Below are 22,758 nucleotides of genomic sequence, written 5' to 3' on the forward strand. Positions count from 1 at the left end.
GCTCATCAAAGAATGATGCGACGGAAATCCGCGAGCAACGCGCCGAGATACGCATTGAACCGCGCGGCTTCCGCGCCATCGATCACGCGATGGTCATACGACAGCGACAGCGGCAGCGTCAGACGCGGCACGAACTGCTTGCCGTCCCACACCGGCTTCATCTGGCCGCGCGACAACCCGAGGATCGCCACTTCCGGCGCGTTGATGATCGGCGTGAAGTTCGTGCCGCCGATCCCGCCGAGCGACGAGATCGAGAAGCAGCCGCCTTGCATCTGGTCCGGCTTCAGCTTGCCGTCGCGTGCGGCCTTCGACAGCTCGGCCATTTCCTTCGCGATATCGACGAGCCCCTTCTTGTCCGCATCGCGGATCACCGGCACGACGAGACCGTTCGGCGTGTCCGCAGCAAAACCGACGTGGTAGTACTGCTTGAACACCAGGTTGTCGCCGTCGAGGCTCGCGTTGAAGGTCGGGAACTTCTTCAGCGCAGCGACGACCGCCTTGATCACGAACGCGAGCATCGTGAACTTCACGCCCGCCTTTTCGTGTTCCTTGTTCAACTGCACGCGCAGTGCTTCGAGCTCGGTGATGTCCGCTTCGTCGTTGTTCGTGACGTGCGGGATCATCACCCAGTTGCGATGCAGGTTCGCGCCCGAGATCTTCTTGATGCGCGACAGCGGCTTCGCCTCGAACGGGCCGAACTTCGAGAAGTCGACCTTCGGCCACGGCAGCAGGTTCAGCTCACCGCCGCCTGCCGGCGCGGCTGCCGCGCCCGGTGCTGTGCGCTGGCCGGTCATCACGCCCTTCACGAAGCCCGTGACGTCTTCCTTCGTAATGCGGCCCTTCGGACCCGAACCCTGCACGCGTGCGACTTCGACGCCGAGTTCGCGCGCGAACTTGCGCACCGACGGCGATGCGTGGCTGGCGCGGTATTCACCCGACGGCGCAGCGGCCGGAGCCGGCGCAGCAGCAGCCGGTGCTGCGGCCTTCGCGGGCGCGGCGGCAGGTGCCGGTGCGGCAGCGGCCGGAGCCGGTGCGCTCGCCTGCGGTGCGGCTGCTGCCGGCGCTGCGCCTGCCGCGTCGAGCAGCACGATCAGCGTGCCTTCCGACACCGAATCGCCCACCTTGACCTTGATCTCTTTCACGACGCCGGCGGCCGGGCTCGGCACGTCCATCGTCGCCTTGTCGGACTCGAGCGTGACGAGCGACTGCTCCTTCTCGACCGTGTCGCCAACCTTCACGCCGATCTCGATCACCGGCACATCCTTGTAATCGCCGATGTCGGGGACCTTCACTTCGAGCGTGCCACCGGTCGCTGCCGGGGCAGCCGCCGGGGTTGCTGCAGCCGGTGCCGGCGCTGCCGCCGGAGCCGGAGCAGCTGCGGGCGCTGCCGCGCCGTTCGCCTGCGCCGCGGCGCCGCCTTCGAGCAGGATGATCAGCGAGCCTTCCGACACGGAATCGCCCACCTTGACCTTGATTTCCTTCACGACGCCGCCGACCGGGCTCGGCACGTCCATCGTCGCCTTGTCCGACTCGAGCGTGACGAGCGACTGCTCCGGCTCGACGGTATCGCCGACCTTCACGCCGATCTCGATCACCGGGACGTCCTTGTAATCGCCGATATCCGGCACCTTCACTTCGATCGCTTGACTCATCTGTTTCTGTCTCCATGACCGCGCGCGCCCCTCGCGGGAGCGGCGCGCGGCATCACACGGCGTGTGCGTTAAACGGTCATCGGGTTGGGCTTCGACGGATCGAGGTTGTACTTGGCGATCGCTTCCGCGACCACCTTGCGCTCGATCGTGCCCTCGTCGGCCAGCGCATTGAGCGCGGCGACGGTGACCCAGTGACGGTCGACTTCGAAGAAGTGACGCAGCTTCTCGCGGGTATCCGAGCGGCCGAAGCCGTCCGTGCCCAGCACGACGAAGCGGCGATCGATCTGGCCGCGGATCTGGTCGACCAGCGCGCGGACGTAGTCGGTCGATGCGATGACCGGGCCCTGCGTGTCCTTCAGGCACTTCTGCACGTGCGACAGACGACGCTCTTCGGTCGGATGGAGCAGGTTCCAGCGTTCGACCTGGTGGCCTTCACGCGCGAGCTCGGTGAAGCTCGGCACGCTCCACAGGTCGGCAGCGACGCCCCAGTCGTTCTTCAGCAGGTCGGCGGCAGCGATCACTTCGTTGAAGATCGTGCCCGCGCCGAGCAGCTGGACGCGCGGCGCCTTCTTGTCGGCGTCGGCCTTCTTGAACGCGTACATGCCCTTGATGATGTCGGCCGCCACGTGCTCGCCCTGCGGAATCGCCGGGTGCTCGTAGTTCTCGTTCATCACCGTGATGTAGTAGTACACGTCTTCCTGGTCCGCCACCATGCGGCGCAGGCCGTCCTGGACGATCACGGCGAGTTCGTAGCCGAAGGTCGGGTCGTAGCTCACGCAGTTCGGCACCGATGCCGCCCACAGGAGCGAGTGGCCGTCTTCGTGCTGCAGGCCTTCGCCGTTCAGCGTCGTGCGGCCCGCGGTACCGCCGAGCAGGAAGCCGCGCGAACGCATGTCGCCCGCGGCCCATGCCAGGTCGCCGATCCGCTGGAAGCCGAACATCGAATAGAAGATGTAGAACGGCACCATGATCTCGCCGTGCGTCGAGTACGACGTCGCCGCAGCGATCCAGTCGCACATGCCGCCCGCTTCGTTGATGCCTTCCTGCAGGATCTGGCCGGTTTCCGATTCCTTGTAGAACATCAGCTGGTCGGAATCTTCCGGCACGTACTTCTGGCCTTCCTGGTTCCAGATACCGATCTGGCGGAACAGGCCTTCCATGCCGAACGTACGCGATTCGTCCGGGACGATCGGCACGATGCGCTTGCCCAGCGCCTTGTCCTTCAGCAGGATGTTCAGGATCCGCACGAACGACATCGTCGTCGAGATCTCACGGCCTTCGCCCGTGCCCTTCAGCAGCGGCTCGAACACGTCGAGCGCCGGCACCGGCAGCGACGTCGCCTTCTCGCGGCGATGCGGCAGGTAGCCGCCGAGGTCCATGCGCTTCTGGCGCATGTATTCGAGTTCCTTCGAGCCTTCCTCGAACTTCAGGTACGGCACGTCGGCGATCTGCTCGTCGGTGATCGGCAGGCGGAACTGGTCACGGAACTTCTTCAGTTGCTCGACCGGCAGCTTCTTCTGCTGGTGCGTGATGTTCATCGCCTGGCCCGACTCGCCCATCCCGTAGCCCTTGATGGTCTTCGCGAGGATGACGGTCGGCGCGCCCTTCGTGTTCGTGGCTTCGTGGAACGCCGCGTAGATCTTGTGCGGATCGTGGCCGCCGCGGTTCAGCGCCCAGATGTCGTCGTCCGACCAGTCGGCGACGAGTGCCTTCAGCTCAGGCGTGTTGAAGAAGTGCTCGCGCACGAATGCGCCCGACTCCGACTTGTACGTCTGGTATTCGCCGTCGACGGCTTCCATCATGCGGCGCATCAGCGCGCCCGACTTGTCGCGTGCGAACAGCGCATCCCAGCGGCTGCCCCAGATGACCTTGATCACGTTCCAGCCGGCGCCGCGGAACTCCGATTCGAGTTCCTGGATGATCTTGCCGTTGCCGCGCACCGGGCCGTCGAGACGCTGCAGGTTGCAGTTGATCACGAACACGAGGTTGTCGAGCTTCTCGCGGCTCGCCATCCCGATCGCGCCGAGCGATTCCGGCTCGTCCGTCTCGCCGTCGCCGAGGAATGCCCACACCTTGCGGCCTTCGGTCTTCGTGATGCCGCGCGCCTGCAGGTACTTCATGAAGCGCGCCTGGTAGATCGCCATGATCGGGCCGAGACCCATCGACACGGTCGGGAACTGCCAGAAGTCCGGCATCAGCCACGGGTGCGGGTACGACGAAATGCCCTGGCCGTCGACTTCCTGGCGGAAGTTGTCGAGCTGCTCTTCCTTCAGGCGGCCGAGCAGGAACGCGCGCGAGTACACGCCCGGCGACGAGTGGCCCTGCACGAACACGAGATCGCCGCCGTGCTGCTCGGACGCTGCGTGCCAGAAGTGGTTGTAGCCGACGTCATAGAGCGTCGCGGCCGATGCGAACGAGGCGATGTGGCCGCCGACGTTCGTGTCCTTGCCTGCGCGCAGCACCATCGCCAGCGCGTTCCAGCGCGTGTACGAACGGATGCGGTGCTCGAGGTCCTGGTCGCCCGGGATCTTCGCCTGCGCGGCGACCGGGATCGTGTTGATGTACGGGGTGTTGGCGGAGAACGGCAGGTGTTCGCCGTGCATGCGGGCGAACTCGATCTGCTTTTCGATCAGGTAATGCGCACGGCCGGTGCCCACGGAGGAGATCACGCCATCGAGCGACTCCAGCCACTCGACGGTTTCTTGCGGGTCGTCGTCACGTTCGGCGGCGACATATTTCATCACTTCGTTCGGTACAGCGGACATTCTCGTCTCCTGGGTCCTGGAATGTGAGGATCGCTCTCGTGCAGACGACGCGACGCGACCGGCTGCGGGCAAGCTCCGACGGATTGTAATGAGCGTGCACGGGCCTGCGCAACAAAATTTTCGAATTGTGAGATCTTTTCTCGCAATGCGGAATATTGCTGCGCTGCACCCATATTTCGGGGCTCTCCGGCGCGTCTCGGCTGAACAAATCCGTTTCCGTTCAACATATCCGGTATAGGTTTTCCATGTATTGCGCTGCGCTACAATCGTCGAATGTTGACCGATCGGCTTTTCGCACGCTCGGCGCGACCGTCGGGCCCGCCGGCGGAGTCGCAGCCGTCCCGTTGGCACCACGGACCGTGGTGGTCCAATTCCTATTTGCTGACGCCCCTGCTGTCGATCCTGGTGTTCCTGGTGGTGATGAGTCTCATCCTGTGGAGCCTCAATCGCCGCGAACAGCAGCAGCAGGAAGACACCCTCTTCCGTAACGTTGCGTGGGCGCAGCAACAGATCCGCCTGTCGATGACGGGGGCGCAGGAACAGCTCCAGGCCCTCTCCCGCGATCTCGCGTCCGGCCGCCTCGACCAGAACGCGTTCCAGATGGCCGTCGCGGACGTGATGCAAACGCATCCGGAAATCCTCTACCTGAACTGGTACACGTCGCCCGGCGTGCAGCGCTGGCCGACCGTGCATCCGCCGCTGCTCGGCCAGCGGCTCGCGAAGCCCGGCGAAGCGCAGATGCAGGATGCCGTGCGCGGCGCGTACGACGAGGCGCGCAGCACGCGCCGCCAGGCCTATTCGCCGCTGATCTACGACGACTTCGGCAACGGCTTCATCACGCTGCAGACACCGGTGATGCGCGGCGACCGCGAGTACCTCGGCTCGATCGCGGCGGTGTTCTCGGTCGAAGGCATCCTGAAGCACGACATCCCGCAGGAACTGTCGTCGAAGTACAAGATTTCGATCACCGACGCGAACAACCGCGAGCTGTCGTCCACGTCGACGCGCCCGCGCCTGCCGCGCGACTCGCACTACGACCTGCCGCTCGATCCGCCCGGCCAGGGGCTGACCGTGCGCGTGTACGCGTTCCCGCAGCTCACGAACCTGACCAACAACACGCTCGTGTGGCTCGTCGCGGGCCTGTCGTGCTTCGTGCTGTGGAGCCTCTGGAGCCTGTGGAAGCACACGCGTCAGCGCTTCGAGGCGCAGCAGGCGCTGTACGCGGAAGCGTTCTTCCGCCGTGCGATGGAAAATTCCGTGCTGATCGGCATGCGCGTGCTCGACATGCACGGCCGCATCACGCACGTGAACCCCGCCTTCTGCCGGATGACGGGCTGGGACGAAACCGACCTCGTCGGCAAGGTCGCGCCGTTCCCGTACTGGCCGCGTGACGCGTACCCGGAAATGCAGCGCCAGCTCGACATGACGCTGCGCGGCAAGGCGCCGAGCTCGGGCTTCGAGCTGCGCGTGCGGCGCAAGAACGGCACGCTGTTCCATGCGCGCCTGTACGTGTCGCCGCTGATCGACAGCTCGGGCCGCCAGACCGGCTGGATGTCGTCGATGACCGACATCACCGAGCCGAAGCGTGCGCGCGAGGAACTCGCGGCCGCGCACGAGCGCTTCACGACGGTGCTCGAAAGCCTCGACGCCGCGGTGTCGGTGCTGGCCGCCGACGAAGCCGAGCTGCTGTTCGCGAACCGCTACTACCGCCACCTGTTCGGCATTCGCCCGGACGGCCATCTCGAACTGTCGGGCGGCGGCTTCGACCGCGCGCAGGCCTCGTCAGACTCGATCGACATGGTCGACGCGTTCGCAGGCCTGCCGGCCGCCGCGCTGACGAGCAGCACCGCCGATGCGCAAGAGGTGTACGTCGAGAGCATCCAGAAGTGGTTCGAGGTGCGCCGCCAGTACATCCAGTGGGTGGACGGCCACCTCGCGCAAATGCAGATCGCGACCGACATCACGACCCGCAAGAAGGCACAGGAACTCGCGCACCAGCAGGAAGAGAAGCTGCAGTTCACGAGCCGATTGATGACGATGGGTGAAATGGCGTCGTCGATTGCTCACGAATTGAATCAGCCGCTCGCCGCGATCAACAACTACTGCTCGGGCACGCTCGCACTCGTGAAGAGCGGCCGCGGCACGCCGGAGACGCTGCAGCCCGCGCTGGAAAAGACCGCGCAACAGGCGCTGCGCGCGGGGATGATCGTCAAGCGGATCCGCGAATTCGTGAAGCGCAGCGAGCCGAAGCGCCAGCCGGCGCGGGTCGCGGACATCGTCGCCGACGCGGTCGGGCTCGCCGAAATCGAGGCCAGGAAGCGCAGGATCCGGATCGTCACGGAAATCCTCGCAAGAATGCCTATTATTTATGTCGACCCCGTGCTGATCGAGCAGGTGCTCGTGAACCTGATGAAGAACGCGGCCGAAGCGATGGCCGACGTGAAGCCGGCGTCGGTGGACGGCGTGATCCGCGTCGTCGCCGACATCGAGGCGGGCTTCGTCGACATCCGCGTGATCGACCAGGGCCCGGGCGTCGACGAAGCGACCGCCGAGCGCCTGTTTGAACCGTTTTACAGCACCAAGTCCGATGGCATGGGCATGGGGCTGAATATCTGTCGTTCGATTATCGAATCGCATCGGGGGCGTCTGTGGGTGGTCAACAACGTCGAGCCGGATGGCCGCATATCCGGCGCAACGTTCCACTGCAGCTTGCCCATTGGGGAACCCGCTGATCTCGGCCAAGGGGGGCGCGAGGCATCGGCATCACATACCGTTACGGGAGAACTATGAATAGCCCTGTCACCACCACTCAGGAAACCGTCTTTGTCGTTGACGACGACGAGGCCGTACGGGACTCGCTGCGCTGGCTGCTGGAGGCGAACGGCTATCGCGTGCAATGCTTCTCGAGCGCCGAGCAGTTCCTCGATGCCTACCAGCCTGCACAGCAGGCCGGCCAGATCGCGTGCCTGATCCTCGACGTCCGGATGTCGGGCATGAGCGGCCTCGAACTGCAGGAGCGCCTGATTGCCGACAATGCCGCGCTGCCGATCATCTTCGTCACGGGTCACGGCGACGTGCCGATGGCCGTCTCGACGATGAAAAAGGGTGCGATGGACTTTATCGAGAAACCGTTCGACGAAGCCGAGCTGCGCAAGCTCGTCGAGCGGATGCTCGACAAGGCCCGAAGCGAAAGCAAGAGCGTCCAGGAGCAGCGTGCCGCGAGCGAACGCCTGTCGAAGCTGACCGCGCGCGAGCAGCAGGTGCTCGAACGGATCATCGCGGGCCGCCTGAACAAGCAGATCGCCGACGATCTCGGCATCAGCATCAAGACGGTCGAAGCGCACCGCGCGAACATCATGGAAAAGCTCAACGTCAACACGGTGGCTGACCTGCTGCGCCTCGCGCTGTCGAAGAAGCAGGCCTGAGCGAGCGCCGGCCGCGGCGGCACTGCCCGCCCGGCCCGCGGCCCGCCCTGGCCGCCCCGCGCGATGCGGCCCACTCGCGCGGCGGCGGCCTTTCTCCCGGCGCGCAAGCGCCGCGGCCATGACGCTTCCTGCTTATTCGCTGTCGGGCGGCAGCAGGCGAACGGTATAATCGCGTGCTTTGCTGCGACGCTTCGGGCGCCGCACGACCGCATTCCAACTTCCCGGCAGGACCACCACCATGACAGCCCTCCTCATCGACGGCAACGCCCTTTCGAAGACCCTGCGCGCACAGGCCGCCGAACGCGCCGCCGCCCTGACCGCACGCGGCCACCAGCCCGGTCTCGCGGTGATCCTCGTCGGCGCCAACCCGGCGAGCGAAGTCTACGTGCGCAACAAGATCAAGGCGTGCGAGGACAACGGCTTCTTCTCGCTGAAGGACGCGTACCCGGACACGCTGTCGGAGGCCGACCTGCTCGCGCGCATCGACGAGCTGAACCGCGATCCGAAGATCCACGGCATCCTCGTCCAGCTCCCGCTGCCCAAGCATATCGACAGCCACAAGGTGATCGAGGCGATCGCGCCGGAGAAGGACGTCGACGGCTTCCACATCGCGAACGCCGGCGCGCTGATGACCGGCAAGCCGCTGTTCCGCCCGTGCACGCCGTATGGCGTGATGAAGATGTTCGAGGCACATGACATTCCGCTGCAGGGTGCGAACGCGGTCGTGATCGGTCGCTCGAACATCGTCGGCAAGCCGATGGCGATGATGCTGCTCGACGCCGGCGCGACCGTGACGATCTGCCACAGCAAGACGCGTGACCTCGCCGCGCACACGCGGCAGGCCGACATCGTGGTCGCCGCGGTCGGCAAGCGCAACATCCTGACCGCCGACATGGTGAAGCCCGGCGCGACGGTGATCGACGTCGGCATGAACCGCGACGACGCCGGCAAGCTGTGCGGCGACGTCGACTTCGCGGGTGTGAAGGAAGTCGCCAGCCACATCACGCCGGTGCCGGGCGGTGTCGGCCCGATGACCATCACGATGCTGCTGATCAACACGATCGAAGCCGCCGAGCGCGCCGCCGACGCGGCCGCCTGAGCGCCAGCCCATTCAGCCGGCGTGCGATTCCGCGCGCCGGCGCCTCGCCGGCCACACCGCACCGCGTCGGCCGCGCCGTCAAACGCCTTCCCCCCGCATTCGACCCCGCGTCAATCGCATCGTTAGAAACTAACGATTGGAAAGCGCGCGATGCGCCCCAATAATGTCGATATCGGGCGCCGCGTTGCCTTGCGCGCCTTACCCTTTTCACTCCGGTTCATCCGGCAACAGACAGGGAGTCTTATGTCCGCCAGCGCCAACACCAACCCGCTTCTCGATTTCTCGGGCCTGCCCCGCTTCGGCGAGATCCGTCCGGAACACGTGACGCCCGCGCTCGACACGCTGCTCGAAGCCGCCAACCATGCGGTCGACACGGCAAGCGCGGCCGCGACGCCGGCAACCTGGGCAGAAGTCGTCGAGACGGTCGAGCACGCAACGGAGCCGCTCGGTCGCGCCTGGGGCATCGTCGGCCACCTGAACGCGGTCGCCGATACGCCCGAGCTGCGGGCCGCCTATGGCGAGAACCTGCCGCGCGTAACCGAATTCTGGTCGAGCGTCGGCCAGAACCTCGCGCTGTACGAGAAGTACAAGGCGATCGCCGCAAGCGCCGAATACGCGACGCTGTCCACCGAACGCAAGAAGATCCTCGACAACGCGCTGCGCGATTTCCGCCTGTCGGGCGCCGAGTTGCCCGAGGACCAGAAGCCGCGCTTCGCCGAACTGCAGGAACAGCAGGCCGCACTGTCGAAGGCCTTTTCCGACCACGTGCTCGACGCGACCAACGCGTACGCGTATTTCGTTCAGGACGAAGCCGACCTGGCCGGCCTACCCGGCGACGCGATCGAGGCCGCGCGCGAAGCCGCGCAAAAGGATGCCAAGGAAGGCTGGAAATTCACGCTGCACTTCCCGTCGTACTTCCCGGTGCTGCAATACGCGGACAACCGCGCACTGCGCGAGACGCTCTACCGCGCCTATGCGACGCGCGCGTCGGAACTCGGGCCGCAGTACGGCGACGGCAAGGCCGAATGGGACAACACGGCGATCGTCGCCGATGCACTGAAGCTGCGCCGCGAAGAAGCGCTGATGCTCGGCTTCCGCAACTTCGCCGAAGTATCGCTCGCGCCGAAGATGGCCGAATCGCCGCAGCAGGTCATCGCGTTCCTCGAGGATCTCGCAACGCGTGCGCGCCCGCACGCGGACAAGGACTGGGACGAGCTGCGCACGTTCGCCGCGAAGGAACTCGGCCTCGCCGAACTCGCGCCGTGGGACGTCGCATTCGCAGCCGAAAAGCTGCGCCAGCAGCGCTATGCGTTCTCGGAAAACGAGGTCAAGCAGTACTTCCCGGAGCCGGCCGCGCTGAAGGGCCTGTTCACCGTCACCGAGACGCTGTTCGGCGTGCAGATCAAGCCGGACGACGCGCCGGTGTGGCACAAGGACGTGCGTTTCTTCCGCGTCGAGAACCGCGACGGCTCGCTCGTCGCGCAGTTCTATCTCGACCTGTACGCGCGCGAAGGCAAGCGCGGCGGCGCATGGATGGACGACGCGCGTTCGCGCGCGAAGCGCGGCAGCAGCGTGCAGACGCCGGTCGCCTATCTCACCTGCAATTTCTCGGCACCGGTCGGCGGCAAGCCCGCGTGCTTCACGCACGACGAAGTCATCACGCTGTTCCATGAGTTCGGCCACGGGCTGCACCACATGCTCACGCGTGTCGACGAGCTCGGCGTGTCGGGCATCAACGGCGTCGAATGGGATGCCGTCGAACTGCCGTCGCAGTTCATGGAAAACTTCTGCTGGGAATGGGACGTGCTGTCGTCGATGTCGTCGCACGTCGACACGGGCGCCACGCTGCCGCGCGAGCTGTTCGACAAGATGATCGCGGCGAAGAACTTCCAGAGCGGGCTCGGCACGCTGCGCCAGATCGTGTTCTCGATGTTCGACATGCTGCTGCACGTCGACTTCGACCCGGCGGGCGCCACCGGCGTGACCGCGTTCGCGCGCGAGATCAACGAACGCTATCACGTGATCCCGCAAGCCGCGTTCTCGCGCTGGCCGAACACGTTCAGCCACATCTTCGCGGGAGGCTACGCGGCCGGCTACTACAGCTACAAGTGGGCCGAAGTGCTGTCGGCCGACGCGTACGCGGCGTTCGAGGAAGCGGCTGCCGCGAGCGGCAGCGTGCTCGATGCGGCGACCGGCACGCGCTATCGCCGTGAAATCCTCGAGGTCGGCGGCAGCCGCCCGGCGATGGATTCGTTCAAGGCGTTCCGCGGCCGCGAGCCGCAGATCGATGCGCTGCTGCGCCACAACGGGATGGCCACGCCCGCGCACTGAGTGCCGCCCGGCCCTTCCGGCTGCATGCAAGCAAAGGCACCGCTTCGGCGGTGCCTTTTTTCATGGCGCGGGCGATGCGTCGTCGAATAGCGAGAACTGCCCGTGGCGCTCGGCCGTATCCTCGTCGATGCGCACGCCGACGCCGAGCAGCCGCACCGCCTGCGCACGCCGTTGCAGCCCCTTCGCGAGCAGCGTGACGGCCGTGTCCGCATTCGTCGCATCGGCCACGCACTCGACCGTCGTGCGCTGGAAATCGGCGAAGCGGATCTTCACGTACAGCTTGCGGATCGAGCGCGCGGCGCCCGCCCGTTCGATCCGCGCGTCGAGTTGCACGACGAGGCGGCGGATTTCCTCCGCGCACTGCTCGAGCGTCGTCAGGTCGGTCACGTAGGTCGTCTCGACGCTGACCGACTTGCGCCCCTGGTCGGCCTGCACGCGCCGCTCGTCGATCCCGCGCGACAGTTCGTACAGCCGCTTCCCGAACGCGCCGAATTCGCGGTGCAGGTCGATCAGCGGCCAGTCGCGCAACTGCGCGCAGGTCTGGATGCCGAGCCGGTCGAGCCGCGTGGCCGTTACCTTGCCGACGCCGTGCAGCTTGCGCACCGGCAGCGCCGCGACGAACGCGTCGATCTCGTGCGGCCGCACGACGAACAGCCCGTCGGGCTTGTTCCAGTCGGACGCGATCTTCGCGATGAACTTGTTCGGCGCGACACCGGCCGACACGGTCACGCCGACCGTGTCGAACACGCGCTGACGGATCTCGCGCGCAATCAGCGTCGCACTGCCCTGGCACCGCTCCGACCCGCTGACGTCGAGGTACGCCTCGTCGAGCGACAACGGCTCGACGTCGGGCGTGTAGTCGCGATAGATCGCCATGATCTGCCGCGACGCCGCGCGGTATTTGTCCATTGCGGTCGGCAGGATCAGCAGATCCGGGCACTTGCGCATCGCCAGCGCCGACGACATCGCCGAATGCACGCCGTAGCGCCGCGCCTCGTAATTACAGGTCGCGATCACGCCACGCTGGTCGGGCCGGCCGCCGACCGCGAGCGGCCGGTTGCGCAGCGACGGGTCGTCGCGCATCTCGACCGACGCGTAGAAGCAGTCGCAGTCGCAGTGAATGATCTTGCGCATGCGCGGCAGCGCGTCGCCCGGCAGCGGCACGTGCGGATCGGCAGGCGGAATGATGGTCGGGTTCACGGTGCCGATACTGTACAAAAACACAGTGCCGGTTTCAACTGTCGCGTGCGGCCGGGCCCGGCGGCGCCGTACTGGCCCGCTTTGCGCGGATCGTACCGGCCGGGCGCGGAGAGCGGCGCCTATACTCGTCTGCCGCAATACACGAAACGCACAGGTGACGGATGAAGACGATCGGATTGATCGGCGGGATGAGCTGGGAATCGTCCGCCGAGTACTACCGGATGATCAATCGCCATTCGAAGGCGTTGCACGGCGGGCACCACAACGCGAAGAGCGTGCTGGTGACGGTCGATTTCGCCGAGATCGAGGCGCTGCAGCGCACGCACGACTGGGCCGCGCTCGGCGAACGGATGGCCGGCGCCGCGCGACAGCTCGAAGCGGCCGGTGCCGATCTCGTCGTGCTGACCACCAATACGATGCATCGCGTGTGCGATGCGATCGAAGCCGCGGTGACGCTGCCGTTCCTGCACATCGCCGATCCGACAGGCAGTGCGCTGCGCGATGCGGGCGTCGAGCGCGTCGCGCTGCTCGGCACGCGCTACACGATGGAGTTGCCGTTCTACGCGGAGCGGCTGCGCGGCAAGTTCGGGATGGAGGTGCTCGTGCCGGACGAACGCGGGCGCGACGACGTGCACCGGATCATCTACGACGAGCTGTGCCACGGCATCATCTCGCCGGAATCGCGCGCGACGTACGTGACGATCATCGAGGAACTGGCCCGGCGCGGCGCGCAGGCCGTGATCCTCGGCTGTACGGAAATCACGCTGCTGATCGGCGCGGACGACTCGCCGCTGCCGGTGTTCGACACGACCGCGTTGCACGCGAAGGCGGCGGTCGAGTGGGCGGCACGCTGACCGGGCCCGCCGCTGCGATGCGGCCGATGACGCGAACGCGTCCCGGCACAATGGGCCGCTCGCCTCGACCGAACGGCCTCAGGAGCGGGAAGTAGCGAGGCAGGCGCCAGCATGGATGTACAACGACACCGCTGAATCGGTTCGCCTCGCATTCGCCGGCCAGTCAGGATGCTTCGGCCGTCGCGCCTGACCCGTCGCTCGGTTCGACTGGCCGCTCGAACGGGCACGCGGCAGCGAATGGCGCTCGCTCCCCCTGTCCCGGCGTGCCGATCAACGCGACCAGCCCGCACGCGAGCGACCCGCGCCAATGCAGGTAGTCGTGGCCGCTCGCCGTCGACGCATAGCGCACCGCATAGCCTTTCGCCTGCAGCACGTCGCGCATGTGGCGGCTCGTCGTGCCGATGCCGCCCGGCCCCTTGCCGTCCTCGAAACGGCCGCTCTCCAGATAGAAGCGCACGGGCAACCGCTCGCGCGACGCATATTCGCGCGTCAGCCATCCGGCGGCACGCGTGCGTGCATCGCCCTGCGCGGGTGCCCACCAGAACGAACCCGACTGGCTCAGCACGTTGCCGAACAGCTCCGGGTGACGCAGCGCCGCGTAGGCCGACGCGAGCCCGCCGTAGCTCGACCCCGCGATCACGGTGCGCGCCGCCGGCGCGCTCACGCCCTCGCGACGCGCCCACGGCATCAGTTCTTCCGCGAGAAAGCGCGCGAACGCGGGATTCGGCGGCAGTTCCCGGCCGCGCGTCGCGCCGTCCGGATTGCCGACGATGAGTGCAGCGGTGCGCGGCACGCGCCCTTCCGCGATCAGGTTGTCGAGGATCGTCGGCGTCGGCACCGTGTCGACGTACGCGTGTGCGTCGAACACCACGACGAGCGCGCGCGCCGGATCGTCCGCACGGTAGCCGGCCGGTCGATACAGGTACACGTCGCGGGTATTGCCGAGCACGGTGCTGGCGAACCGGTATGCGGCCAGCGAGCCGGCCGGCACGTTCGCGCGCGGGGCGATCCACGGCTGCGGCGGCGCGTCGCGCAACTCGAGCACCGACTTGCCCTGGAACGGATCGGGCGCCGGATTCATGAACGCGTGCGGATTGAGCGGATCACGCTGCGCGGTCGCGAGAATCGCGCGGCGCCGCGCACCGTCGTCGAGATCCAGTTCGGGTACGTCGGGCGCGAGCAGGTAGCTGATGCGCGTCGTGGCCGGCACCACGTAGCTGCGGTACCAGACGTCGCTGCCCGGCAGGTGCCGCAGCGTGTCGTGCTCGCCCGACGGGCTGCCGAGCAGCCGCACGTTGTCGCGCGCACCGCGCCACAGGAACGTGACGAGCCGCATCGCTTCGTCGGGCGGGTTCAGGCCGCGCGCGATCGTTGCGTCGCTGCGCGCCGGCTGCGCGGGCACCGGTTCGACGAGCGGCGTGCCGCTTGCCGCCACCTCGCGCCAGAACGCGTCGGTCGACCCGCCCGCCGCAAGTTCGACAGCGAGCGTCGCGATGCGCGGGCTCGCGATGCCGGGCACCGGTGCGTGCTGCTGCGCGCGCGGTACGCGACTTACGATCGCGAGCCGGTACGCTCGCCGTCCGTCAGCCGACAGTGCGCCGGCCTCGGGCGCCGACACCTGCAACACATAGCCACCGTCCGCCGGCGCGACGAACATGAAATCGCGCGACTGGCCATCGGCCGTCACGAGTCGCCGCAGGGGGTGCCCGTCGCTCGTCACGAGATCGACATTCGCCGCCGCGCCGTCGAGGCGCCCCTGGACGAACGTACCGGCATCGAGCGCCAGCGCGTGCGCCGTCTGCTCGCGCGCGACATTGCCCGTCACCACCTCGCCCGTCGCGAACGTGCCTTCCGCGTGCGCGGTCGACATGCCGATCGCCGCCAGCGCCACACCGACACGCCACGTACACGCCATGCGCATCGCCCAGTTCCGGAGAGTCATCATCGTGCGCCTCAGAAGTCGATGGTGGCCGACACCTTGAAGGTGCGCGGCGCATTCTGCGTGACGTAGCCGTCGTTGAAGGTGCCGGCCCAGAACGTGCGGTTCGCGACGTTCTCGACGGCGCCGCGCAGCACGACCGCCTTGCCGGCGACCTGCGTTGCGTAGCGCGCGCCGAGATCGAAGCGGGTCCAGCCGGGAATGCGCTGTGTGTTCGTCGAGTTGACGAACTGCGCGCTCGTCGCCACCGCGCGGCCGGACAGCGTCAGCCCGCGCACCCACGGCGCATCCCATTCGAGGCCGAGGTTCGCCGTCCATTTCGGCACGCCGTACGCCGTGTTGCCGTCATAGGCACCGCCGGCCGTGTGCGTCAGCAGCGCCTGCGTGTACGCGACGCCGCCCAGCACGCGCAGCCGCGGCACCACCTGGCCGAACACGTTCCATTCGACGCCGCGGTTGCGCTGCTCGCCATCGGCGCTGTACAGGTTGGTCGCGGGGTCCTTCAGCATGCTCGGCTTCGTGATCTGGAACAGCGACAGCGTGTTCGCGAAGGTGTCGGTCTCCCATTTCGCGCCGACCTCGACCTGCTTGCTCTTGTACGGCGCAAACATCTGGCCATAGTTCTTCGCCGTGACATCAGACACGGTGTCGCCCTGGGTCAGCCCTTCGACATAGTTCGCATACAGCGACACGTCCGGCCCGAACGGTCTGACGACGAGCGCGAACGCCGGCGTCAGCGCGGTTTCGTTGTAGTCCGCGGTCTTCAGTCCCGTCGCGGCCGCATAGGTCTTCGCATGGACGCGCTGGCTGCGCAACCCGACCGTGAGCTGCACGCGATCGCGTGCGAGCGACAGCGTATCGGCCAGCGCGACGCTCGTCAGCGCGGACTCCGACGTCTTCGGCGCCGGGCCCGGCGACGGCGCGAGCGGCGGATCGATCGGCGCGTAGATGTTCGACGCGAACGTCGCGCTCGTCCGGTTGATCGTGCCGGCCTCGATCTGCAGCGACGTCACGCCGAGCGACACCTGATGGCTGACGGGCCCCGTACGAAACCGGGCGCGGGCGCCGGCCTCGATCGACGTCGTGTCGGTATAGCCGTTCTGGTTGTACGTCACCGCGCGATAGTTGCCGTTCGGCTGGATCGCGCCGGCCCGCGTCCCGTTGATGAAACCCGCGTAGCGATAGCTGAGGCCGCCGATCCCCGCGTACGCGGTAATCCGGTCGGTCAGGTCGAGTTCGCCGCGCGCGACGACGGCCTGGTTGTCGAGCTTGCCCCATGCGCCGCGCAGCAGGTTCGTGCCGGGCGACGGCGGGCTCACGACCTGGCTCGCGAACGATGCCATCCACGGGCTGCCGTTGTCGAAACGTTCGGTGTCCGTATAGGCATCGAGCGAAAAACGCGCACGCTCGCCTTTCACGTCGAACGCGAGCGACGCGAACTCGCGCTTCTTGTTCTGCCCGTCCATCGTCGTGCGGCCGTCGCGATACGCGCCGTTCACGCGGATGCCGACCTGGTTTCTGTCGCCGAAGCGCCGGCCGAGATCGGCGTGCACGCCGAACTGGCCGTCCGAGATGTAGTCGGTGGTGAGCCGCGCGAGCGGCGTATCGCCCGCCCGCTTCGGGACGAGGTTGATCGCACCGCCGACGCCGCCGCTCGGCGAGATGCCGTTCAGCAACGCGTTCGGCCCTTTCAGCACTTCGATGCGCTCGATGAATTCGGTGGGCGAGTGACCGTATGGCGCGAGCCCGTACATCCCGTTGAACGCGAGATCGTCGGCGATCACGTTGAAGCCGCGGATCGTGTAGTTCTCGACGATGTGGCCGGTCGACGTCGTGAAACGCACCGACGGATCGTTCTCCAGCACGTCGGCGACGGTACCGGCCTGCTGGTTCTCGATCAGCGCCGAGGTATAGCTCGTGATGTTGAACGGCGCATCCATGAAGTCGGCGTTGCCGAGCATGCCGAGCCGGCCCCCGCGCGCGACCTGACCGCCAGTGTACGCCTCGGGCAACGCCCCCGCACGCGCATTCACGACGATCGTCGGCAACGTCGCGCCGGCGCCCGCCGCGGCCGGCACGGCCGACGCGCGGCGCCGCACGAGGTAACCGCCGCCGGTGCGCACAGCCTCGAGCCCGTGCGGCGCGAGCAGGCGTGCGAAACCTTCCGCGACGCCCACGCGAGCGTTCAACCCGTCGCTCGCGAGATGCTGCGTGAGTGCTGCGTCGCTCGCCAGTTCGACGCCTGCCGCCACCGCGTAGCGATTCAGCACGACGTCGAGCGCGCCGGCCGGAATCGCATACGCGCGCCGCTCGTCGGTGTCGACGCGCGACGGCGGATCGTCGGGCTGCGCTTGCGCGCCGATCGGCATCGCAAGCGCCAACGCGGCGGCAAGCGCCGGTTCGAACGCGCGCGACGCGGCGCGGCGGCGTACGGGCCGGTTGGCGGGACGGGAGGCTGCAGACGGGGAAAACCGGCGGAACGCCATGATGAAGAATCCTTTGGGTTCGGAATATTGCGAAGGTGCATCGTGTATTCCGAACGAACCGCCGAAACCCTCAATCGTCCCGTGAATTTTTTTACTGATGACCCTGCGCCGACGTTCAGCGCGGGACGACCGTGACCCAGTAGCGCGTGCGGTAGACGACGTCGACCGGCAACGCGGTACGCAGGCTGGCGAGTGCGCGATCGGTGTCGGTCAGCGAGAACACGCCCGACACCGACAGCCGCGCAAGCGCCGGATCGCAGCGCAGGACGCCCGGCCGGTAGCGTGCGAGCTCGGCGCACCATGCATCGACGCGCATGCGTTCGGCGATCAGCCGGCCCTGCGTCCATGCGCTCGCACGGACATCTGCCGGCTCACGCGGCGCGAAGCCGTCCGCATCGAACCGCACGGCTTCGCCGGCCTCGAGCCGCAGCAAGCGATCGGCTGCGCGGGCCGGCCGGATCTCGACCGCGCCGTCGAACACGTCGACGCGTGCGCGCATCCCCTCGTCCGAGGCCGTGAAGCGCGTGCCGAGCGCACGCGCCATCCCCTGCCGCATCTCGACGCGCAGCGGCCGCCCCGCCGTGTCGTGCGCGGTCTCGACATGAACCGCGCCACGCACGAGCACGATGCGTCGCTCGCGCGCGTCGAAACGCACGTCGATCGCACTCTCCGTGTCGAGCCATACGCGCGTGCCGTCCGCGAGCGTGACATCGCGCACTTCGCCCACCCCGCTCGCATAGTCGGATGTCGCCGATTGCCACAGACGCGTACTGCGCACGCCGTAGCTCGCGCCGCCGAGCGTGATCGCCCAGCCGAGCGCGCGCATCGCGCGCCGGCGTGCGGGCCGGGCCGGCTGGGCAAGCAGGACACCGCGCGCCGTATCGGCCGGCACGCTGCCGAGTTTCGCGTCGATGCCGGCAAGCCGCTGCCATGCGCGCTCATGTTCGGGATGCTCGGCACGCCAGGCCGCGCAGCGGCGCCGATTGTCGTCGGTCGCGTCGCCCGACCACAGACGGGCAAGCCAGCCGATCGCCTGCTCGACGACGGCCTCGGGCAATGCATCGCCCTGCCGCCCGCTCACGATGCGCTCCCGTAGAGCGCCGCATAGCACGCGCGCAGCGCGGACGCGACGTACTTCTCGACCGACGACACCGACACGCCGAGCTGCGCGGCGATCTCGCGATAGGTCAGGCCGTCTAGCTTGCACAGCAGCAGCGCCGTGCGTGCGTTGGCGGGCAGGCGGTCGAGCATCGCGTCGATTTCGCACAGCGCCTCGATCACGAGCGCGCGTGTTTCGGGAGAAGGCGCTTCGGCCTCGGGCAGGTATCGAACCGTGTCGAGATAGGCCGACTCGATATGCCGCCGCCGATAGAGATCGATCACGAGTCCGTTCGCGATCTGGGTCAGGTAGCGGCGCGAATCGTCGGGTTGAGGCGTCGTGCCGGATGCGAGCACGCGCAGATAGGTGTCGTGGGCGAGATCGGCCGCGTCGCACGCATTGCCGAGCTTCTTGCGCAGCCAGCCGCGCAGCCAGCCGTGATGATCGTTGTAGAGCGCACGGAAACCCCGCTGCGCATGACTGTCGATGACGCCCATGTTCCCCGACGCCGCGTGGTCGCGCAGCGCCCCATTAATGATAATGATTCTCATTAATTTTATGAGACAGGAGGCGGGACTGGCAAGCGGGAATCCGGCCGGCGACGCGTTTCCGGGGCCGGAAAACAAAAAACCCGGCACGGGGCCGGGTTCCTGTCGACGAAGCGCGCATCGGTCACTTGCGCTGCACATCGTCTGGTGTGCTTGGTTGCGGGGGTAGGATTTGAACCTACGACCTTCGGGTTATGAGCCCGACGAGCTGCCAGACTGCTCCACCCCGCGTCAGAGAAATAAATTATAGGGTGAGGGAGTACTCACGTCAATACTTTTGTCACAATTTCTTCTCGGTTCATCGAAACCGCTGCGCGCGGCGCCTCCCCCGCCCCGCACGAAGCGCGCGTTCGCGCCGCGTGCTCGCGGTAAGATGGCGGCCTTCGCATTCACCCCGCACGCACACTCCCGTTCATGAAAATCGCCACCTGGAACGTCAACTCGCTCAACGTCCGCAAGCAGCATGTGCTCGACTGGCTCGCGCAAAGCGGAACCGACGTGCTGTGCCTGCAGGAACTGAAGCTGCCGGACGAGAAATTTCCGCGCGCCGAGCTTGAAGCCGCCGGCTACCGCAGCTGGTTCACGGGCCAGAAGACCTACAACGGCGTCGCGATCCTCGCGCGCGACACGCTGTCCGTCGACGAATCGGATGTCGTGCGCAACATCCCCGGTTTCGACGATCCGCAGCAGCGCGTGGTCGCCGCGACGGTCGACGGCGTGCGCATCGTGTCCGCGTATTTCCCGAACGGCCAGGCGCCCGACTCCGACAAGTTCGTCTACAAGATGCAATGGCTCGACGCGCTGCAGGCATGGCTGCGCACCGAGCTGCAGCGCTACCCGAAGCTCGCGCTGCTCGGCGACTACAACATCGCACCGGAAGACCGCGACGTGCACGACCCGGCGAAATGGGAAGGCCAGAACCTCGTGTCGCCGCAGGAGCGCGCCCACTTCGCGCAGCTGATCGAGCTCGGCTTCGTCGATGCGTTCCGCCGCTTCGAACAGCCGGAGAAGACCTTCACGTGGTGGGACTACCGGATGATGGCGTTCCGCCGCAACGCGGGGCTGCGCATCGACCACGTGCTGCTGTCGCCGGCGCTCGCCGAGACGTGCACGTCGTGCGAAGTCGATCGCACGCCGCGCACGTGGGAACAGCCGTCCGACCACACGCCCGTCGTCGCGGTCGTCGGCTGATCGCTCGATCCGCCCGCGCGCGTTCAGCGCCGCGCGGGCGCCGGCCCGAGATGGGCCCACAGGAACCCGAATTCGGCCGCATCGGCTTCCGCGCGTTCCAGATCGTCGGCGCTGCCGTGGCCACCGTCGGTGTTCTCCCAGTACCACACCCGTTCGTGACCGAGCGCATGCATGCGCGCGGCCATCTTGCGCGCATGCGCGGGATGCACACGGTCGTCGCGCGTCGACGTCGTCAGCAGCAGCGGCGGATACGCGACACCTTCGCGCACGCGGTGATACGGCGAGTACGCGGCCAGCGCCGCGCCTTCATGCGGATCGTCCGGATCGCCGTATTCGTCGAGCCATGCGGCGCCCGCGTGCAGCTTCGGATAACGCCGCATGTCGAGCAGCGGCACGCGGCAGAGCACCGCGCCGAACAGCTCCGGCCGCTGCACCATGCACGCGGCGACCAGCAACCCGCCGTTGCTGCCCCCCTCGATGCCGAGCTGCGCGGCGGTCGTCACGCCGGTCGCGGCCAGATCCTCGGCCACCGCGATGAAATCGTCGAAGGAACGCTGGCGGTGTTCGCGCTGCGCATCGACGTGCCAGCGCGGCCCGAACTCGCCGCCGCCGCGGATGTGCGCGAACGCCATCACGCCGCCGCGCTCGAGCCACCCGATACCGAACGCATCGCTGTAGCCCGGCAGGTTCGGAATCGCAAAACCGCCATAGCCCGATAGCAGGCACGGCCGCGCAACGCGCGCGGCGCCGTCGGCCACGTCGAGTGCATCGCGTGGCCCGATCAGCGTGTACGGCACGATCGTGCCGTCTTGCGAGCGCGCGCTCGCACGACGCACGACCAGCCCGGCCGCATCGAACTGCACCGGCGGCCGGTCGAGCAGCACGCGACGCGACGGCGCGTCGTCCGCGCGATCGGCAAGATCGGCCAGCCAGCATTCGGGCGGATCGAGATAGGTGTCGACGTCCACGTAAATCTCGTCGTTCAGCGTCGCTTCGACCGGCTCGACGTCGATCTGCGCGTCGCCCGGCCCCGGCCACTCGAACGGCCGGGCATCCCACGTCCACGTACCGTCGTCGGCCTGGCTCGGCTGCCACAGCATCGTGCGGTTGTGCACGTCGTCGAGCCAGCTCGCGATCAGCGTCGTGCGCGTGTGCGTCCACGTGCACGCGGATGTCGTCGGTTGCGGCACGAACAGCGTCGTGAGTGCGCGCGACCCGGCGAGAAACGCCTGCTCGCGGATCGCGAGCAGCGAACCGCCCGCATGGCGCACGCCGTCACAATCCCAGTCGAGGCGCGGCTCCAGCATGAGCCAGCCCTCCCAGAACCCGACCTCGACATGGGTCGGCACGTCGTAGCGCGCCCACTCGCCCGTGTCGGTCAGCCGGTACGCATGTGCGTCGAAGAAATCGACGCTGCGCCACGCGACGTGACGGTTGTCGATCGGATCGAACCCCGCACCCGCACTGATGTCGTCGGGTTCGCCGCTGAACACGACGGGCGCATCGGCGAGCGCCGTGCCGCGCACCCAGCGCCGCGCTTCATACGGATAGCCGGCCGCGGTCGCATGCGCTTCGCCGCGATCCCAGCTCACGTAGACGGTATCGCGATCGATCCAGCCGACCGTGTGATGCCCCGGCTCGTCGATCGTGAAGCCGCCGTCGACGAAACGCCGTTCGACGAGATCGAATTCACGCACGACGACCGCGTCGGCGCCGCCCGGCGACAGCGACAGCAGCGCCCGATCACCGTCCGGATACAGGATCGAGTCCTGCTCGAACACCCACGACTCGCCCTCCTCCGCACCAAGCGCGTCGACGTCGAGCAGCGTTTCCCACGCCGGGTTTCCCGCGCGCCAGTCGTCCCAGCGCGTGCGGCGCCACAGCCCTTTCGGATGGAGATCGTCCTGCCACAGGTCGTAGGCCCAGTCGCGCCAGCGGGTCGGAATCACCGGGCGTTCGCGCGGCAGATACGCTTTGGCGAGGCGCGCGGTCAGCGCGCGATACGCGTCGTCGTCACGCAGCGCGGCGCGCGTGCGCGCATTCTGCTCGTCGACCCAGGTGCGGGCGCGCTTGCTGTCGAGCGATTCGAGGAAACGGAACGGGTCGGCCCCAGCGGGCCAGCGGAAGGAATCGGACATTGCGGATAGGCGGAATGGCAAACAGCGTGCA

General features: G+C 67.4%; 14 protein-coding genes and 1 tRNA gene. 6 read left to right on the forward strand and 9 right to left on the reverse strand.

Going from position 1 to position 22,758, the window contains the following annotated elements; genetic code table 11:
- Nucleotides 1-5: 5 nt before the first annotated feature.
- Both aceF and aceE read right to left on the reverse strand, forming a co-directional pair.
- Complete coding sequence (gene aceF / locus BCEP18194_RS17320; RefSeq protein WP_011352572.1) at nucleotides 6-1,652, reverse strand: dihydrolipoyllysine-residue acetyltransferase; 1,647 nt, start codon at nucleotides 1,650-1,652, stop codon at nucleotides 6-8.
- A gap of 68 nt (nucleotides 1,653-1,720) precedes the next feature.
- A complete protein-coding gene (gene aceE / locus BCEP18194_RS17325) occupies nucleotides 1,721-4,417 on the reverse strand; it encodes a pyruvate dehydrogenase (acetyl-transferring), homodimeric type (RefSeq protein ID WP_011352573.1) in 2,697 nt (898 codons plus the stop codon).
- A gap of 273 nt (nucleotides 4,418-4,690) precedes the next feature.
- On the opposite strand from aceE, the gene fixL reads away from it, so the two are divergent.
- The 4 genes from fixL to BCEP18194_RS17345 all read left to right on the forward strand — a co-directional run bounded on the left by fixL (nucleotide 4,691) and on the right by BCEP18194_RS17345 (nucleotide 11,272).
- Entirely contained in the window at nucleotides 4,691-7,207 is a 2,517-nt protein-coding gene (gene fixL / locus BCEP18194_RS17330; RefSeq protein ID WP_011352574.1) for an oxygen sensor histidine kinase FixL, read from the forward strand.
- Complete coding sequence (gene fixJ, locus BCEP18194_RS17335) at nucleotides 7,204-7,842, forward strand: oxygen response regulator transcription factor FixJ (RefSeq protein ID WP_006493245.1); 639 nt, start codon at nucleotides 7,204-7,206, stop codon at nucleotides 7,840-7,842. The genes fixL and fixJ overlap by 4 nt, the downstream gene beginning before the upstream one ends.
- Before the next feature lie 238 nt (nucleotides 7,843-8,080).
- Nucleotides 8,081-8,941: a bifunctional methylenetetrahydrofolate dehydrogenase/methenyltetrahydrofolate cyclohydrolase FolD gene (gene folD / locus BCEP18194_RS17340; protein ID WP_011352575.1), complete on the forward strand. Its 861-nt coding sequence runs from the start codon at nucleotides 8,081-8,083 to the stop codon at nucleotides 8,939-8,941.
- Between the two features lie 243 nt (nucleotides 8,942-9,184).
- A complete protein-coding gene (locus BCEP18194_RS17345) occupies nucleotides 9,185-11,272 on the forward strand; it encodes a M3 family metallopeptidase (RefSeq protein ID WP_011352576.1) in 2,088 nt (695 codons plus the stop codon).
- A 60-nt stretch (nucleotides 11,273-11,332) separates the two neighbouring features.
- On the opposite strand, the gene dinB is transcribed toward BCEP18194_RS17345, so the two are convergent.
- On the reverse strand, nucleotides 11,333-12,496 hold the full coding sequence (gene dinB, locus BCEP18194_RS17350; protein WP_041492891.1) for a DNA polymerase IV: 1,164 nt from the start codon (nucleotides 12,494-12,496) through the stop codon (nucleotides 11,333-11,335).
- A 137-nt stretch (nucleotides 12,497-12,633) separates the two neighbouring features.
- On the opposite strand from dinB, the gene BCEP18194_RS17355 reads away from it, so the two are divergent.
- Complete coding sequence (locus tag BCEP18194_RS17355) at nucleotides 12,634-13,326, forward strand: aspartate/glutamate racemase family protein (RefSeq protein WP_011352578.1); 693 nt, start codon at nucleotides 12,634-12,636, stop codon at nucleotides 13,324-13,326.
- A gap of 163 nt (nucleotides 13,327-13,489) precedes the next feature.
- On the opposite strand, the gene BCEP18194_RS17360 is transcribed toward BCEP18194_RS17355, so the two are convergent.
- The 5 genes from BCEP18194_RS17360 to BCEP18194_RS17380 all read right to left on the reverse strand — a co-directional run bounded on the left by BCEP18194_RS17360 (nucleotide 13,490) and on the right by BCEP18194_RS17380 (nucleotide 19,629).
- A complete protein-coding gene (locus BCEP18194_RS17360; protein ID WP_011352579.1) occupies nucleotides 13,490-15,271 on the reverse strand; it encodes an alpha/beta hydrolase-fold protein in 1,782 nt (593 codons plus the stop codon).
- 8 nt (nucleotides 15,272-15,279) lie between these two features.
- Nucleotides 15,280-17,751 carry a TonB-dependent receptor gene (locus BCEP18194_RS17365; RefSeq protein ID WP_011352580.1) on the reverse strand — a complete coding sequence of 824 codons (2,472 nt, stop codon included), beginning with the start codon at nucleotides 17,749-17,751 and terminating at the stop codon, nucleotides 15,280-15,282.
- Between the two features lie 115 nt (nucleotides 17,752-17,866).
- Nucleotides 17,867-18,832: a FecR domain-containing protein gene (locus tag BCEP18194_RS17370; RefSeq protein ID WP_011352581.1), complete on the reverse strand. Its 966-nt coding sequence runs from the start codon at nucleotides 18,830-18,832 to the stop codon at nucleotides 17,867-17,869.
- A complete protein-coding gene (locus BCEP18194_RS17375; protein ID WP_011352582.1) occupies nucleotides 18,829-19,347 on the reverse strand; it encodes a sigma-70 family RNA polymerase sigma factor in 519 nt (172 codons plus the stop codon). The genes BCEP18194_RS17370 and BCEP18194_RS17375 overlap by 4 nt, the downstream gene beginning before the upstream one ends.
- Nucleotides 19,348-19,552: 205 nt before the next feature.
- Nucleotides 19,553-19,629 (reverse strand) — tRNA-Met (locus BCEP18194_RS17380).
- Between the two features lie 183 nt (nucleotides 19,630-19,812).
- On the opposite strand from BCEP18194_RS17380, the gene xth reads away from it, so the two are divergent.
- Nucleotides 19,813-20,589, forward strand: a complete 777-nt coding sequence (gene xth, locus BCEP18194_RS17385; RefSeq protein ID WP_011352583.1) for an exodeoxyribonuclease III — start codon at nucleotides 19,813-19,815, stop codon at nucleotides 20,587-20,589.
- 23 nt (nucleotides 20,590-20,612) lie between these two features.
- On the opposite strand, the gene BCEP18194_RS17390 is transcribed toward xth, so the two are convergent.
- Nucleotides 20,613-22,727 carry a prolyl oligopeptidase family serine peptidase gene (locus BCEP18194_RS17390; protein WP_011352584.1) on the reverse strand — a complete coding sequence of 705 codons (2,115 nt, stop codon included), beginning with the start codon at nucleotides 22,725-22,727 and terminating at the stop codon, nucleotides 20,613-20,615.
- Between the last annotated feature and the right edge of the window lie 31 nt (nucleotides 22,728-22,758).

It is taken from the genome of Burkholderia lata, assembly GCF_000012945.1.
GTDB classification, from domain to species: Bacteria; Pseudomonadota; Gammaproteobacteria; order Burkholderiales; family Burkholderiaceae; genus Burkholderia; species Burkholderia lata.